We start from the raw sequence: 15,700 nt of genomic DNA, 5'->3' as shown, positions 1-15,700 counted from the left end.
TACTTGTCGTGTCCGGCCCTGGCCGACGTATGCGCCGGCGCGCCATTCTGGGAGCCCTCGCCACGAGCGTGCTGGCCGGCTGTAACGGGTTCGGTACCGATAGCAGCCAGACCCGGGAACCGTTCGACGTCGCGCCCCGGAGTCGGACCGAGACGAGCGACCAGGGTCCGCAGAGCCCAGCAGCACTGGCGCGCGAACAGCCGACGACACGCAAGGATTTCGGTGCCCTCCGGAGTCTGGTCGCGCTCGAACCGGAGAGCGACGACCGACTCTCGCTGACCGTCGGGTTCACGGGGCAGTCGTCGGCCGCATCGCCGGTTCGGCTGTGGGTCGGTCTCACGAACGAGGGGTCGTCCTCTCGCGGGTTGCGAGTCGGCGACCAGCCACCCATCAGTTCGCTCGAGGGTGTCGACCCGGACACCGGCGCGCGACTCGCCCTTCGTCCGGTTCCGCACGGGGACCCGACGGAGTACGCCGTACTCGACGGTACCTGCTGGCGGACGACCGACGACTTCGACCGACCGACCGCCCAGCAAGGAGCCACACGGGACCTCGGACCCGGCGACACGCTCGGGCAGGAGTACGCACTCGTCACCCCGGCCGAGCAGCCCGGCTGTCTCGTTCCGGGCCAGTACCGGTTCGTGGTCGACGACTTCGGAGCGTTCACCGTCTCGGTGTTCGACACGGTAGAGGCGTTCGAGGTCATCGAGTCACGGTTCGCTGGGCGGGTGGTCCCGGACCTGCCACTGATCCCCGCCACGAGCTGGTACCACGAGACACGGGCAGGCGACGGGGTGTACACACGACCGAGCGCCGAACTGGTCCAGCTTGCCGACGGGACGCTCTCCCTCGAGTTCGTCAACTACGCGGCCAGGGCGTTCACCATCCACACCGACGGCTGGCGTCTGTACAAACTCCACGATGGGACCTGGCGATTCGTCGCGCCGCGGGAGCTCCCGGAGGCCGTCCGCTCCGTCCGACCTGGCGAGTCACACGTGATTCAGGGGCGACTGACAGCCAGCCCCGCCGCAGTCGACGAGACCAGCACCGAGGGGGCCGAGACGTTCGCTGCTGGGGGGCTCGGCCCGGGGGTCTACGCGGTCGAACACGGTCGCGTCGACGGTGTCGACGGGGAGGAATCGGGGAGACTCACGTCGATGGCCGCACTCGTGGAACTCGTCGGTGAGCCTGCACCACTCGTGCCGACCGCGGCTGCCACCGCGACTGGCGGCGAGGGCGACGAACTGACCGTCCGGCAGGAGGGTGCGCCGGATGAACGGCTCGTGCTGACACGGCTCGACGGCACAGAGACCGAAGCGGTCCTCCTCCGCGAGCAGGCGATGCAGGTGCCGACCCTCCGTGACACACTTTCGTTCATCCACGACGACGAGACGGTTTCCAGGGTCGTGCTCACGACATCCTCGACGCAAGTCGAGTGGACAGGGCGGTGGCTCGCACTGTTCGGCCTGCTCGGGCAGGAACCCAGTGCGCGGTTCACCTACGAGGGACAGCCGTACGAGTTCGAGCGCGACCTGTGACCGCGACCCGAAGAACGATTTCCTCTGCGCCCAATGCACGTCTATCGTGCGACGACGGAGCCTGCTCGCGAGCGTCACTGGCTGCCTGACGGCCCTCGCCGGGTGTAACGGACTCGGGGATGGTTCGAGCGCCGGGACAGGGACGCGTGAACCGTTCTCGGTGCCGACGACCCGGAGTGGCACCACCGAATCGGACGCCTCGGGGCTCCGTTCGCGGGCGGTCTCCACCCTCGGTGACACGCCCGTCGAACTCGCGGTTGCAGACGTCGGAACGGCGGCGGACCGGCTCGGGTACCGCGTCGGCTTCACCGAGGACGGGACACCGAAGCACCCGCCTAGACTGTCGATAGCGGCGACGAACACGGGCGAGACCCCCGCCACGTTCCAGTTCGACGGCGTCGAGCCCTTCGGGTCCTACGTCGGCACGTACGAGGCGCGGACGACCGGTCCAGACGCGGCTCGGAACGCGAGCGAGCCGCCGCGACTGCTGCTCGTGCCGACGAACGACGAGCGATTCGACGTGGCGTGGTCGTGGGAGACCGAAGGCTGCTGGCGGTTCCCGAAGGCCTTCCGACCCCCGGACATAACCGAGTCGGTCGACCTGGACCCGGGTGAGGAGGTGGAACGGGAGTACGACATCGTCACCCCGGACGATGGCGACTGCCTGCTCCCAGGTGTGTACCGCTTTCGCGACGACCGTGGCACCACGTTCACCGTCTCTGTCTGGGAGTCGACCCGGAAGCCAGCGTCACGGTTCAGCGGCGAGACCGTCCCGGACCTCCCGGCCTGTGCGACCCGGTGGTTCCACGAGACCGACGGCGAGATATTCCTCGAACCGACCAGCGAGTCGGTCACGACCCCCGTCCCGGTCCGGTTCACGCTGCACGACCTGAGCGACCAGCGCGTCGTCCCGACGGCGGTCCGGGTGTTCAAACTGCGCGACGGCGAGTGGCGCTCACTGCTGCCGACGCCAGCCGGCGAGCTCCCGGCCGCGCTGTTCCCGGGAGAGACCGAAACGCGGACGCTCCGGGTCGGCAGCGAACCCCGGTCCATCGTCGACCGGTCGGCCCTGCCCGGGCTCCGGTCCGGTCGGTACGCGGTCTTCTTCGGGGCGTTCCGCGACCTGGAGACGGTGAACTGCGTCGCGGCCCTGTTCGACGTGACCGCGGGGTCTCGCGTGCGGCTTTCGCCCTCCCCGTTCGTCGGCACGCCGTCCCGGGACCCGGAGACCGGGACGCTCGTGGTTGCGGCGACACCGGCGGGCAGTGAGTCACTCCCCGAAAACGACCGCGCCACGGTCGAACTGTCCCGGGCACCCGGGCGCGACCCGCAGGTGACGTTCGTCCTCGAACAGGTGTTCCAGCGCCAGGCACTCCGGGACACGCTGGCGTTCCTCCACGGGGACGAGACCGTCGACAGCGTCAGGCTCACCACGACGGCCGACGCGGTGGCGCAGGTCCTCGGGCCCGCCCTGGGCCCGACCGACGATGCGGCCACCGACGATGCCACCGACGACGATGCCAGTGGAGACGGTGACAGTGGGGACGATGCCACCGACGACGAGACCGTGCCGAACACGGAACGGACGTTCACCTTCCAGTTCGACGGCACGGTCTACCGGGCGACCGCCCCGGTACCGGAGTGAGAACGGGCCCTCAACCGGCGGCCGCCGAGGCGTAGTCGACACCCGCCTCCCGAAGACAGTAGTCTACGCGCAGCGAAGGATGGACGAACCGTGAAGCGACGCTCCCTCCTCGCCGGGCTCACCGGCGGTCTCTCGGCGCTCGCTGGCTGCAACGGGCTCGGCGACGTGGCCGGGCGACAGACCCGTGAGCCGTTCCAGGTCGACGGGACGGCGACCCAGCGCCCCGCGCCGACGTTCGCGTCAGCCCCGCCGACCGACCCGACGAGGACTGCGGTCTCGCATCTGGGGGAGCACCACCGTCGGCTGGCGGTCGTCGATGTGGACGGCGGGCCGGACAGCCTCGACGTGCGCGTCGGGTTCACGGCCGACGGCTCGACGAACACGCCGCCACGGCTGTGGATCGGCGCGACCAACACGTTCCCGAGCGCGGGCGAGTTCTCCTTCCCCGGGGTCGTCCCGTTCGGGGGGCTGGTCGGGCGGACCGCGGGTGACGACCTCTCCGATGCAGACACCATGGTCGAGCGACCGCAACTGGTGCTGGTCCCCGTGATGGACGAACGGTTCTCGTCGGTTCGCCCGACGGAGCCGTCGGAGGGGTGCTGGAGCGCCGCAAACTCGATTCCGGTCGACGTCGAGGGAACCACCGTGACCATCGAGAGCGACGAGACCGTCGGCAGGGAGTATCTGGTCCTGACAGACCCGGGCAGCGACACCTGCCTTCAGCGCGGTGTCTATCGCTTCGAGTCGGCGGTCCCGAACCTCACTTTCGGGCTGTCCGTGTGGGACCCGACGGCGGTCCGGGCGGCGGAGTCCGTCTTCGCAGGCGACGAGGACCCGTTCGCGGGCGGGCCCGTCCCGAGCCTACCGGACTGTTCGCCCGAGTGGTTCCACAATGCCCGAGACACCGGGATGACCGCGTACCTGACGCCGTCCCAGGAACGGGTGCGGCTGCCCGGGTCGATATCGGTGACGCTCTCGAACTACGGCTCGTACCCGGTCGCGCCGACGCGGGTCCAGCTCTACCGCTGGCACGTCGGCCGCTGGGTTCCACTCCGGCCACCCGCCCGGATTCAGCGAAGCTACCCCGCACTCGGTCCCGGCCAGACCGTGACGCGCTCGCTCGCACTCGGGCAGGAGGCGGAGGATATCGACGAGGCGGCCCGAACGGTCGCGATTCCGGGGCTCAGGACGGGGCGCTACGCGGTTCGGTTCGGCTCGGTCGACCACGAGGTTCGGTCGTCGTGTGTCGCGGCCCTGCTGGAACTGTCGGGCGAGACGGTCTCGCTCGCACCGACGAGCCACGTCGAAGCGACCGAACAGCACGACGAGACGGTCGTCGTCAGGTCCACGCGCCGCCAGCGCGGCGACCCGTTCCTCGAATGTATCCGGGTCGACGACGCGGCCGAGACGCTCCTGTTCGAACAGGTGATGCAGCTCGACGGGCTCCGGAACACGCTCTCGTACCTGCGCGGAGACGACTCGGTGGCTGCAGTCTACCTCCACACGTCACCCCGGGTCATCGGGCGCGCACTCGGGGCGGTCGGCCTCGAACAGGTCCGCACTCGACGGTTCGTCTTCGAGGGGCAGGCGTACCAGGTGCGCCGAACCCGACGTGGCCTCTGAGGCCCGGAGATGGGGCAGCAGAATCGGACGCGGGAAGCGCGAGGAAGCGGCGACACATTCACCGTGCCAAACGCTATATAGGCCCACGGTCCGAACCCCGGCCTATGGAACTTCTCGAGGACTCCATCGTCCCGGAGGAAGCCCTGGATATCAAAGCAGAAGCCCGCGAGTTCGCGGCAGAGCACATCGAACCCAACGCCCAGGAGTACTACAGCTCCGGCGACTACCCGACCGACATCCTGGAAGCCGGGCAGGAGGTGGGCCTCGTCGCACAGGACATTCCCGAGGAGTACGGCGGTCGCGGCCTCTCGCTCCCGGAGATACTGGCCATCACGGAGGAGTTCTACCGCGCCGACGCCGGCATCGCGCTCACCCTCCAGCTCGCCAGCTTCGGCTGCGAGATAACGTACGAGTACGGAAACGAGGAGCAGAAGGAGAAGTACCTCCGACCGGTCGCGGAGGGCGAGCAGCTCTCCGGGCTGGCGGTCTCGGAACCCGAGACGGGGAGCGACCTCGCCGGCATGCAAACAACCGCCGAGAAGGACGGCGACGAGTACGTCCTCAACGGCGAGAAGTACTGGATCGGCAACGGCGTCGAGGCCGACTGGGTGACCGTCTACGCGAGAACGGGCGACAACCCGGACAACCGGTACGGGAACCACTCGATGTTCATCGTTCCGACCGACACCGAGGGGTACGAGGCCGAGCACATCCCCGAGAAGATGGGCTTCCGGGCGTCGAAGCAGGCCCACATCACCTTCGACGACTGCCGCATCCCCGAGGAGAACATCATCGGCTACGAGGGCAACGGCTTCATGATGCTCGCGGAGTTCTTCAACCACGGTCGCGTCGTGGTCGCCGGCCACGGCCTCGGTCTGGCTGCCGCCGCCATCGAGGAGGCCTGGGACTTCGTCCACGACCGCGAGGAGTTCGGCCGCAAGGTCAGCGACTTCCAGTCGGTCCAGCACGACCTCGCCGACATGCTCATCGAGTTCGAGTCTGCCCGGTCGCTCACCTGGCGGGCCTGCGAGAAGGTCGCGTCGGGACAGAACGCCGGCTACTGGGCGGCCATGGCCAAGACGAAGGCCACCGAGACTGCCACCCACAACGCCGAGAAGGGCATGCAACTCCACGGCGGTCGGTCCGTGCTCGACGAGCGCCGCATCGCCCGGGTCTACCGCGACGTGCGCATCCCGGTCATCTACGAGGGCGCGAACGCCATCCAGCGCAACCTCGTCTACCGGCAAGCCTGAGCCGCGAACGTTCAAATGTCGCTGGCGACAGACCGACCCACACCCACGGTGTGTGGCTAGGTAACCACAAGCGTCTTTATCGGAACCGGCGAACAGCATCGATAACAGACTCGATGTTCGCGTGGGGCCGGGCTGAACTGTCGTTGGTCGACACCGAGGTGTACCTCTCCGAATGAGCGCCACCAGCACCGTACTCGTCATCAGCAACGACGCCGAGCTACGCGAACGGCTGGCGGCACCCCTGGAGTGGTCCTACCCGAACGTCGACGTGCTGACCGCGGCGGGGTTCGACGGTATCATCGACCATCTCGACGACGGCTCCCTCGACTGCATCGTCGCCGACGATGCGACCGCCCTCGACTCCCCGGCCATCTTCCAGGCGACCCGCGAGCGCCATCCCGACCTCCCGCTGCTCGTCCTCTCGGAGTACAACGCCGAGCGGGGCGACGGTGTCGCCGTCATGGAGGTCGTCGACTTCCTCGACTCCATCGGGACGCCGGGCTCGGACGACGCGTTCGCCGGCTGGGTCGCGAACTCCGTCGTCAGGAACCACGGCACCGCCGCTCCACCGGGTGGCAACCGCCCCGAAGACGTCGTCCGCGACGTGAAACGCTCGCTCGTCGACGCGTCCTCCCCGATGGACATCGAGGAGGCCGTCTGCGACCAGCTCACCCTGGGCGGGCGCTACAAGTTCGCCTGGGTCGGCGAGTACGACCGGGGCGAGCGCCAGGTCGTGCCGTGGGTCGCCGCGAGCGAGACCGGCGACTGGCCCATCAGCATGACCTTCCCGGTCGGGCGGTCGGGTCGCCAGTCGGTCATCGACCGGGCGCTGCGCAGTCGCGAGGTCCAGATAATCAACGACATCGAGGCCCACGAGGCGGCCGTCCCGTGGCGGGCGACCGCGACCGAGCGCGACTGCAACGCGGTCGCCATCGCCCCCCTCGCATACGAGGACGAGCTGTACGGCATCCTCGGGGTCTACTCGAACGACGACGAGGGGTTCGACGAGATGGAGACGAGCGCGGTCAGGGAGATCGCCAGCAGCGTCTCGCACGTCCTCGACACCATCGCCATCCGCGGGCGCATCGACCAGCAAGAGCGCGTCCTGCGTCGCTACGAGCGCCTCGTCGAGACGGTCGGCGACGGCATGTACGTCCTCGACTCCGACGGCCACTTCATGACCGTCAACAACGCGATGATGTCGATGACGGGCTACTCCCGCGAGGGCCTGCTCGGGGAACACATCTCCATCATCCTCGACGACGAGTCGATCTCGGCGGGCCGTGACATCATCCGACGGATGGTCCGTGACCGACGCATGGAAGGCGAGACCCAGGAGGTCGTCGTCGAGACCAAGGACGGCAGGACGTTCCCGGGCGAGGTCCAGATCGCGCTCCTCCCGTTCGAGGACGAGCAGTTCCGCGGGACCGTCGGCGTCGTCCGTGACGTCACCGAACGGAAGAAGCGCGAACAGGAGCTCCAGCGACAGAACGAACGTCTCGACGCGTTCGCCAGCATCGTGAGCCACGACCTTCGCAACCCGCTCGGGGTCTCACAGGGCTACCTCGACCTGGTCAAAGAGCAGACCGACGATTCGGTCGCGACGTACATCCAGCACGTCGAGGACGGCCTCGACCGCATGGAGGACATCGTCGCGGACGTGCTCGCCATCGCCCGGCAGGGCCAGACCGTCACGGAGACGGAGCCGACCGACCTCGAGGACATCGTCCGCGAGGCGTGGTCCAACGTCGATACCAAGTCGGCGACCCTGACGGTGGGTGAGTCGATGCGTCTCGCGGCCGACCGCTCCCGGCTCCTGCGGGCGCTGGAGAACCTGTTCCGGAACGCGGTCGAACACGGTGGCGAGGACGTCGCCATCGACGTCGGATTGCTCGAACCCCCCACAGTCGACGACGGGGAGACCGAGGTCTCGACGGGCGGCTTCGAGTTCCCCGGCGAGGACAACGCTGCACCCGAGGAACCCGAACTGACCCGACCCGCGGGCTTCTACGTCGCCGACGACGGCGAGGGGATGCCGAAAACGGTTCGGGAGAACGCGTTCGATTCGGAGTTCACGACGTCGGAGGACGGCCTGGGCATCGGGCTCTGGGTCGTGCGAGAAGTAGCAAGTGCTCACGGCTGGACGACCCGCGTCGTCGAAAGCGCTGAAGGTGGTGCTCGGTTCGAGTTCTCGGACGTGAAACCGGCCTAGCTGCCGCCGGGAAGGTCCTGGAACGCCCCGACGAAATCGTCGTGGTCTTTCATTCCGGAGACGGCGTCGTCGACCTTGTTGCGAAGTTCGTCGACACGCGCACACAGTTCGGCGTACTCTTCGTTGTCGTCGAGTTCGCGCTCGGATTTCTCGGACTCGAGGAGCGACTTCTTCGAGACCAGCGAGTAGTACTCCTGGATGTCGCTCTCGTAGTCCGACCGTGAGGTGACGTTCTTGACGACATCGAGAAGTTCGTCCTTCGAGACCGGCTTGACGAGGTAGTCGTCGAAGCCCATCTCGATGATGTCGAAGTCCGGGTCGACAGCCGTGACCATCACCACTCGACAGTCGTAGCCGTCCGCCCGGATACGTTCGAGCACCTCGTCACCCGAGAGTCCAGGCATCCGTCGGTCCAGCAGGACGATCTCCACCGACTCTTCCATCAGCTCGAGCGCCGATTCCCCGTCGTAGGCCGCTTCGACGTTGTACTCCGTCGTGAGCCACGCCGCGAAGAGGTCTGCCAGTCGTGACTCGTCGTCGACGACGAGCACCTCGAGGCCGTCCGATGAGCTACCAGCCCCTTGACCGTCGTTTTCTGCCACACACGACCCATGGAGGCTATGGTTGATAAATGCCGCGCCCACATATTTAATTTCTGGTACGTCTGGCGATGGTATTCCCTCCCGTCTCCCGGTTCTGGCCGGGTCCTGTCGTCCTGTCGAACCGAGACGTTAGGGGGCCACGTGGTCGGTGTGGGTCAACAGGTGCTCCGTCACCTCGTCCACGACCGTCGGGTCGTAGGACCACGTGCCGTAGAACGCGCCCGCACCGCGTTCGACCGCCAGCAGGGCGCTCTTCAGCTCGGGACGGCCACCGCCGTCGAACACGACGAACCAGGTCCGTCGTATCTCCTCTGTGTCGAGCCCGTGGACGGTCACCCCATCGACGGCGGTGTGGCCGTCGGGTTGGCCGAACACGTGCAGGTCGAGGTCGGTCGTCGCGAGGCGTCGGTACACGTCGGTCTGGTCGTCGAAGTTCGAGAGTCGCTGGAAGCCGGCCGAGAGCGTTCCACTGCCCGTACGGAAGGCCCGGTCTTCGATCTCGCGCGTGACGGCCATCATGTCGTCCCGGTCGTAGCTGGTGAACGTGGTCTCCTTCAGCGGGGCGAGCAGGGCCGCGTGCGCGGAGTCGTCCACACCGAGGTCGTCGGGGCCGGCGTCGGGCCCGTCGAGCAGGTCGAACAGGTCGCTCGCGTCGACCGCCGTATACAGTGTCTCGCCGTCGGTCAGTGTGGCGAAACACGGTGCCGCCGCGGAGGTATCGTCGACCTCGACACGGAGGTTCTGGTCCCGGAAGAACGAGGCGAGTCGGGTGTCGAGCGACGAGCCGGGGGGCAGGTTGAACAACGTCAACGTCTTCTCACGCCGGCGGACGCGGTCGACGATATCGAGGAGTGTCATATCCTCCCGGACCACCCCAGACAGGATGCCGGTTCTCCCTAACTGGGTAGGCGTTCCGACAGGGTCCACCGGACGAGGAGCGCCTCGACCCGCGCCCGGTCTGTCGCTTCCTCGTCGTCGAGGACGGCCTCGCTCTTCTCCAGCATCCGCTGCTCGACCGGGCCGTGGTCCGGCTCGTCCCGCGTCTGGCTCAACAGCGCCTCGAAGTCCTCGCGGAGGTCGAACGACGCGCGAGCGACGTTACAGCGCCCGAGTGGGTTCATGCCCATGTCGAGCACGAGGTCCCTGACGAGCTCCCAGTCGTTCGCACAGAAGTGGATGGAGACCTCGCCGACGATGTCCTGCCACGCGATGGCGTCGGCGTGTTTCATCTCCGGGACCGCCCGCGGTGGGAGGTCGATGCGGGTGGCCGTCTCCGGGTCGTCGCAGAGACAACACGGCTGCTCCGTCTTCCCGGTGAACATACCGGTGGCTGGGGACCACGATGGTAAAGTCCTGTCTCTGGCGGCACTCGGGCGCGAAAAAACGGTGGTGGTCGAACCGGGTTACTTGCCTTCGAACTCGGGGTCGTCGTCGCCGAAGAACGCGTTGATGCCCGCGTGCACGTCCTCGGTGCCGACGACGTGGCCGAAGCCCATGCTCTCGATCTCGAGGCCGGCGTCGGTGTCGTCCCAGCCCTTCGCCATGGCGCGCTTCGTGTAGCGCATGGCGATCGGCGGGCCACCGGCGAGCTTGGCGGCGAGTTCGTGGGCCTTCTCCTCGAACTCACCGGGCTCGACGACCTCGTTCACGAAGCCGAAGTCGTGCATCGTCTCGGCGTCGAAGTGGTCCGTCGTGAAGATGATCTCCTTCGCGCGGCCCATGCCGACGATGCGCTGGAGACGCTGCGTGCCGCCCCAGCCGGGGAGCAGGCCGAGATCGAACTCGGGCTGGCCGAAGTTCGAGCGCGTCGTCGCGAGGCGCATGTCGGCGCAGGTCGCCAGCTCCATGCCGCCGCCGAGACAGTAGCCGTCGATGGCGGCCACGACCGGCATCTCGATCTCCTCGAGGCGACCGAACGTCTCCTGGCCGAACTTCGAGAGCTCGACGGCACCGAGCGGGTCCGCACCGCCGCCCGCGATGCTCATGAAGTCGGCACCGGCGGAGAACGCCTTGCCGCCCGCACCGGTCATGAGGATGGCGCGAACCTCGTCGTCCTCCTCCATGATGTCGATGGCAGCGTCGAGTTCCTCGATGAGCTCCAGGGAGATGGAGTTCATCTGCTGGGGCCGGTTGAGCTCGATGTGGCCGACCATGTCGCCGGGGTAGTGGAGTTCCAGCGTGTCGAAGTCGACGCTGTCGTCCTCTTCGGCACCCGCGCCACCGTGGAAGCCCTCGCCGACGAAGCTCTCGAAGTGCTCGTCGGGCTCGTAGCGGGTGTGCTCGGTCTCCTCGTAGGCGGACTTCAGCGCCGAGAGGAGCTTGTTGAGGCCGTACTCGTCGGCCATCTTGGCCGGGCCCTTCGGGAAGCGCCCGCCGAGTTTGACGGCCTGGTCGATCTCGTCCGCGGAGGCCACGTCGTCACCGATGAGGTAGGAGACCTCGTTCGCCATCGAGGCGAGCAGGCGCTCCTTGACGAGCGCGCTGTGCTCGTCCATCGGGATGTCGGCACCGTCGCCGTCCTCGTAGTCGTAGAAGCCCTTGCCGGTCTTCTGGCCGAGGTTCTCCTCTTCGACCTTCTCGACGAGGAGCGGGCACGGCTCGTACTTGCCGCCGAGCTCGTCGTGCATGTAGTCGAGCACGTGATGGCCGACGTCGATGCCGACGTAGTCCGCGAGTTCGAAGCTGCCCATCGGGAGGCCGATGTCGAACTTCGTCGTGGAGTCGACCTCCTCGATGGTCGCTTCGCCGTCGTGGACGAGCCACGCGGCCTCGTTCATCAGGGGGACGAGGATGCGGTTGACGATGAACCCGGGGACGTCCTTGCGCACGCGAACGGGCGTCTTGCCCATCGCTTCCGCGAGGTCCTCGGTGACGTCCATCGTCTCGTCGCTCGTCTCCGCGCCGGAGATGACCTCGACGAGGTCCATGCGCACCGGCGGGTTGAAGAAGTGCATCCCGCAGAACTGGTCGGCGCGGTCGGTCGCGGTCGCGATCTCCGAGATGGAGAGGCTGGACGTGTTTGTCGCGAAGACGGCGTGGTCGGGCGCGTACTCGTCGACCTCGCCCCAGACGTCCTTCTTGATGTCCATCCGCTCGACGATGGCCTCGATGACGAAGTCCGTGTCCTGAACCGCTTCCTCGAGGTCGACGATGGGTGTCACGCGGTCGATTGCGGCGTCCGCGTCGTCCTGCGTGATGGCTTCCTTCTCCGCGAGCTTGTTCAGGCTCCACTCGATCTGGTCGTAGCCGTCCTGGACGAGCTCGTCGTTGATGTCGCGCAGGTTGACGTCGTATCCTGCGAGGGCTGCGACCTCGGCGATGCCGTGGCCCATGTTCCCTGCACCAAGAACTGTGATAGTGTTGATTTGGTCCAACTCCATGTTCGGACCGACAACTGGCAACCGTTTCAAGGTTTCCCCTGCTGAAACGAGAAACTCTTTTCCAGTTTATTTCGGGTTACATAGATTTTTAACCCTGAATTCGTTAATAGTTGCCTATGGACTTCGCCCTTACAGACGAGCAGAAACAGATCAAAGAGGAGGTTCGACGGTTCGCGGAGAACGAGATCGAGCCCGTCGCGCAGGAGTACGACGTCGAAGAGAAGTTCCCGTGGGAGGTCATGGAGAAGGCCGCCGACGCCGGCCTGCTCGGCGCGCACATCCCGTTCGAGTACGGCGGCGCCGACTACGGCAACCTCGAGTCGGCCCTCATCACCGAGGAGCTGTTCGCGGTCGACGCGGGTATCGGCCTGTGTCTGACCTCCGCCTCCTTCGGCGCGGACGCCATCATGGAGTTCGGGACCGAAGAGCAGAAAGAGCGCTTCCTCGAGCCCATCCCGACCGGCGAGGCCATCATGGGCGCGGCCATCTCCGAGCCCGACACCGGCTCCGACGTCTCCTCCGTGAGCACGCAGGCCGAGAAGGACGGTGACGAGTGGGTCATCAACGGCAACAAGATGTGGATCACGAACGGGTCCATCGGGGACTACTACGTCGTCCTCTGCCAGACCGACCCCGACGCCGAGGGCCGCTACAACGGCTTCAGCCAGATCGTCGTCGAGTCCGACCGCGACGGCTTCAAGTCCGAGAAGATCACCGGCAAACTCGGCATCCGCGCCTCCGACACCGCCGAACTCATCCTCGACGACGTGCGCGTCCCCGAGGAGAACCTCATCGGGACCCGCGGCATGGGCTTCCTCCAGCAGATGCAGTTCTTCGACGAGACCCGGACCGCCGTCGCCGCACAGGGCGTCGGTATCGCGAAGGGTGCCTCCGAGGCCGCCCTCTCGTACGCCAAGGAGCGCGAGCAGTTCGGCCGTCCCATCGGCGACTTCCAGGCCATCCAGCACAAGCTCGCCGAGATGCACACGAAGACCGAGGCCGCACGCAACCTCACCTACAAGGCCGCCTGGAACGTCGACCAGGGCGAGGACATCACGATGCTCGCCTCCATGGCGAAGGAGTTCGCCTCCAACGTCGCCGTCTCCGTGGCCGACGAGGCCGTCCAGATCCACGGTGGCGCGGGCTACGTGAACGACTTCCCGGTCGAGCGCTTCTACCGCGACGCGAAGATCACGCAGATCTACGAGGGCACCACCGAGATCCAGAAGAACATCATCGCCCGCGAGCTGATGGGCAAGGGCTTCTGACCACTTCCCGACCGACCAGCCTCCCCGATCTCTCTCGGTATTCTCCGACAGGATTCTTCTGGCGCTACCTGCCGTTTTGCGGCGTTTCGAATCGAAAAGCGCGTTCGCACCCGCGACGTAAAATTAGCACACGAACCTGAAAAGAGGAACTAGGGGTTCGATTCTACTCGGATGACTCTAGCAATCGATTTTCGCTGGATTCGTCCAGAAACGTATCCTTCAGCCCGATTACCGCATCTATCGGCGCAATAACAAAACCATTCGGAAAGTTTTGATTTAATTCGTGGAGTTTTATAATCGACCATAATCTTCCCACGTGCGATGGCAGAGATGGAATCGTTAGACGACAGTGACGAATCGAGCCCACCGGCTCTCCAGTTCTACGGTGGGCGTGCCGCGAGTGCCGTGCCACTCGCCGTGTTCGTCGCCTGGGCGATCTTCCAGAGCGGCGTCCTCGGCGTCGGTGACACGCAGGGACTCGTCCTCGGGATGCTCGTCGGACTCATCGCCGGGATGCTCCTCGTCAAGGGCTCGTGGAAAGACTATGCGGACACCATCTTCGACGGGATGACACAGCGGGTCGCCGCGACCGCCGTCGTCGCGTGGCTCTGGGCGGGGATGTTCGCGAACGTCCTGCAGGCAGGACAGTTCGTGAACGGCCTGGTCTGGGCCGCCGACGTGGCCGGCGTCGCGGGTGACCTGTTTCCCGCGGTGACGTTCGTGCTCGCCGCCCTGCTCGCGACCGGTATCGGGACCGGGTACGGGACGGCCATCACGTTCACGACCGTCGTGTTCCCGGCGGGCATCCTGCTCGGCGCGAACCCGACGCTGCTGTTCGCCGCCATCCTCTCGGGGGCGGTGTTCGGCGACAACCTCGCGCCGGTCTCCGACACGACCATCGTGAGTGCAGTGACCCAGGACGCCGATATCGGTGGCGTCGTCTCCTCGCGGCTGAAGTACGCGCTCGTCGCGGCGCTGTTCGCGTTCATCGCGTACATCTTCGCCGGGATGTCGATGGCCGGTATCGACGTCTCCGGTGCGGGCGTGAACCTGTCCGAACAGGCTAACGCCGTCGGCCTCGTCCACCTCGTCTCGATGGGCGTCGTCATCGTGACGGCCATCAAGGGCCGCCACATCGTCGAGGCGGTCTCGTGGGGTCTGTTCACCGCCATCGGAGCGAACCTGCTCCTCGGCCTCTCGTCGGTCTCGGACATCATCGTGTTCTACACGCCGTCGGAGACCAGCCTCGCGACCTCGTTCACCTGGCTCCCGTTCGTCCAGCTGGCCGAGAACGCCGGGGAGCCGGTGTCGGTCGGTGGCGCGCTGTACAACGGGGCGATCGGGTTCTTCCCGCTCATCGTCCTGACGCTGCTCATCGTCGCGGCCGCAGAGATCATGATCCGCGGCGGTGGCTTCGAGGCCATCCTCGACTTCCTCATCGAGTCCGTCGCGACGACGGTCCGCCGTGCGGAGGTCACGATGGTCCTCGGCACCGCGCTGGTCAACGGGATGATCACCATCAACACCGCGGCCGAGATCGCCATCGCGCCGTACATCGCCAAGCTCGGTGGCCGGTTCAACCTGAACGGCTACCGGCGCGCGAACATCCTCGACGCGAACACCTCCGCTCTCGGGTACATCTTCCCGTGGGGCGGCGGGCTGCTCGCGGGCTACGGGGCGATGACGAGTCTGACCCAGTCCATCCCGTGGTTCACGCAGGACATGGTCGTCAACCCGGTCGCCGTCTGGCCGTACGTCTTCCACGGCTGGTTCCTCGTGGCGGTGTTCGTCTTCGCCGCGTGGACCGGCTACGGCCGTGAATACGTTCACGACCGCCAGTCCGCGGAGGTGGAGCGCGTATGAGCCTGTTCACCTCGGTGTTCGCTGGCATCGGCTTCCGCACCCGGACGCCCTCGTTCGGACAGGGCGATGAGGTGACCGCGTTCGTCACTGGGACGCGGGACGGGACGGCCGTCCTCCGCGTCGGTGACTCTGAACTGCTCCTGCCCGGCGTCGACGACCCCGCGTCGCTCGTCGACGAGCGGGTGCAGGTCCGCGTCGAGGAGTTCGACGAGAGCACCGACACCGGCAAGGCGGTTCTCGTCGGCGTCATCGACGGGCGCGGGCTGTAGTCGACCGGTTCCTTCTTCGAGTGCATCGCCGAGAGCGGGTGGTTTAA

At 66.7% G+C, this 15,700-nt stretch carries 12 protein-coding genes; 8 read left to right on the top strand and 4 right to left on the bottom strand.

What is annotated here, in order from left to right:
• Positions 1–29: 29 nt before the first annotated feature.
• The 5 genes from N6C22_RS09795 to N6C22_RS09775 all read left to right on the top strand — a co-directional run bounded on the left by N6C22_RS09795 (position 30) and on the right by N6C22_RS09775 (position 8,271).
• Positions 30–1,538: a hypothetical protein gene (locus N6C22_RS09795; protein ID WP_261650918.1), complete on the top strand. Its 1,509-nt coding sequence runs from the start codon at positions 30–32 to the stop codon at positions 1,536–1,538.
• Positions 1,539–1,584: 46 nt separating this feature from the next.
• The gene (locus N6C22_RS09790) at positions 1,585–3,183 is read left to right on the top strand and encodes a hypothetical protein (RefSeq protein WP_261650917.1); all 1,599 of its coding nucleotides are present in this window, start codon (positions 1,585–1,587) and stop codon (positions 3,181–3,183) included.
• Between the two features lie 90 nt (positions 3,184–3,273).
• Positions 3,274–4,806 carry a hypothetical protein gene (locus N6C22_RS09785; protein WP_261650916.1) on the top strand — a complete coding sequence of 511 codons (1,533 nt, stop codon included), beginning with the start codon at positions 3,274–3,276 and terminating at the stop codon, positions 4,804–4,806.
• Between the two features lie 104 nt (positions 4,807–4,910).
• Positions 4,911–6,059 (top strand): acyl-CoA dehydrogenase family protein, encoded by a 1,149-nt coding sequence (locus N6C22_RS09780; RefSeq protein ID WP_261650915.1) that lies wholly within the window; start codon positions 4,911–4,913, stop codon positions 6,057–6,059.
• Between the two features lie 172 nt (positions 6,060–6,231).
• Positions 6,232–8,271 carry a PAS domain S-box protein gene (locus N6C22_RS09775; protein WP_261650914.1) on the top strand — a complete coding sequence of 680 codons (2,040 nt, stop codon included), beginning with the start codon at positions 6,232–6,234 and terminating at the stop codon, positions 8,269–8,271.
• Here the strand turns inward: N6C22_RS09775 and N6C22_RS09770 are convergent.
• From N6C22_RS09770 to N6C22_RS09755, 4 genes are all read right to left on the bottom strand, one after another.
• Entirely contained in the window at positions 8,268–8,873 is a 606-nt protein-coding gene (locus N6C22_RS09770; RefSeq protein ID WP_261650913.1) for a HalX domain-containing protein, read from the bottom strand. The two genes, N6C22_RS09775 and N6C22_RS09770, sit on opposite strands and share 4 nt — an antisense overlap.
• Before the next feature lie 129 nt (positions 8,874–9,002).
• On the bottom strand, positions 9,003–9,731 hold the full coding sequence (locus tag N6C22_RS09765) for a DICT sensory domain-containing protein (protein ID WP_261650912.1): 729 nt from the start codon (positions 9,729–9,731) through the stop codon (positions 9,003–9,005).
• A 38-nt stretch (positions 9,732–9,769) separates the two neighbouring features.
• Positions 9,770–10,195, bottom strand: a complete 426-nt coding sequence (locus tag N6C22_RS09760) for a hypothetical protein (RefSeq protein ID WP_261650911.1) — start codon at positions 10,193–10,195, stop codon at positions 9,770–9,772.
• An 81-nt stretch (positions 10,196–10,276) separates the two neighbouring features.
• On the bottom strand, positions 10,277–12,253 hold the full coding sequence (locus N6C22_RS09755) for a 3-hydroxyacyl-CoA dehydrogenase/enoyl-CoA hydratase family protein (protein WP_261650910.1): 1,977 nt from the start codon (positions 12,251–12,253) through the stop codon (positions 10,277–10,279).
• 116 nt (positions 12,254–12,369) lie between these two features.
• On the opposite strand from N6C22_RS09755, the gene N6C22_RS09750 reads away from it, so the two are divergent.
• From N6C22_RS09750 to N6C22_RS09740, 3 genes are all read left to right on the top strand, one after another.
• Positions 12,370–13,521, top strand: coding sequence for an acyl-CoA dehydrogenase family protein (locus N6C22_RS09750; RefSeq protein WP_261650909.1), 1,152 nt, complete (start codon positions 12,370–12,372; stop codon positions 13,519–13,521).
• A gap of 321 nt (positions 13,522–13,842) precedes the next feature.
• Positions 13,843–15,384 carry a Na+/H+ antiporter NhaC family protein gene (locus tag N6C22_RS09745; protein ID WP_261650908.1) on the top strand — a complete coding sequence of 514 codons (1,542 nt, stop codon included), beginning with the start codon at positions 13,843–13,845 and terminating at the stop codon, positions 15,382–15,384.
• Entirely contained in the window at positions 15,381–15,653 is a 273-nt protein-coding gene (locus tag N6C22_RS09740) for a hypothetical protein (protein WP_261650907.1), read from the top strand. The genes N6C22_RS09745 and N6C22_RS09740 overlap by 4 nt, the downstream gene beginning before the upstream one ends.
• The last annotated feature ends 47 nt before the right edge of the window (positions 15,654–15,700 follow it).

It is taken from the genome of Haloarchaeobius sp. HME9146 (assembly GCF_025399835.1).
Lineage (GTDB): Archaea > Halobacteriota > Halobacteria > Halobacteriales > Natrialbaceae > Haloarchaeobius.
The sequence above is the reverse complement of the archived record's forward strand: the minus strand, read 5'-3'. Positions and strand labels throughout refer to the sequence as shown.

Excerpts from the sequence above, each read along its gene's own strand:
- N6C22_RS09795 (WP_261650918.1), top strand. The coding sequence starts at position 30 with ATGCGCCGGCGCGCCATTCTGGGAGCCCTCGCCACGAGCGTGCTGGCC.
- N6C22_RS09780 (WP_261650915.1), top strand. The coding sequence starts at position 4,911 with ATGGAACTTCTCGAGGACTCCATCGTCCCGGAGGAAGCCCTGGATATC.
- N6C22_RS09775 (WP_261650914.1), top strand. The coding sequence starts at position 6,232 with ATGAGCGCCACCAGCACCGTACTCGTCATCAGCAACGACGCCGAGCTA.
- N6C22_RS09765 (WP_261650912.1), bottom strand. The coding sequence starts at position 9,731 with ATGACACTCCTCGATATCGTCGACCGCGTCCGCCGGCGTGAGAAGACG.
- N6C22_RS09760 (WP_261650911.1), bottom strand. The coding sequence starts at position 10,195 with ATGTTCACCGGGAAGACGGAGCAGCCGTGTTGTCTCTGCGACGACCCG.
- N6C22_RS09755 (WP_261650910.1), bottom strand. The coding sequence starts at position 12,253 with ATGGAGTTGGACCAAATCAACACTATCACAGTTCTTGGTGCAGGGAAC.
- N6C22_RS09750 (WP_261650909.1), top strand. The coding sequence starts at position 12,370 with ATGGACTTCGCCCTTACAGACGAGCAGAAACAGATCAAAGAGGAGGTT.
- N6C22_RS09745 (WP_261650908.1), top strand. The coding sequence starts at position 13,843 with ATGGCAGAGATGGAATCGTTAGACGACAGTGACGAATCGAGCCCACCG.
- N6C22_RS09740 (WP_261650907.1), top strand. The coding sequence starts at position 15,381 with ATGAGCCTGTTCACCTCGGTGTTCGCTGGCATCGGCTTCCGCACCCGG.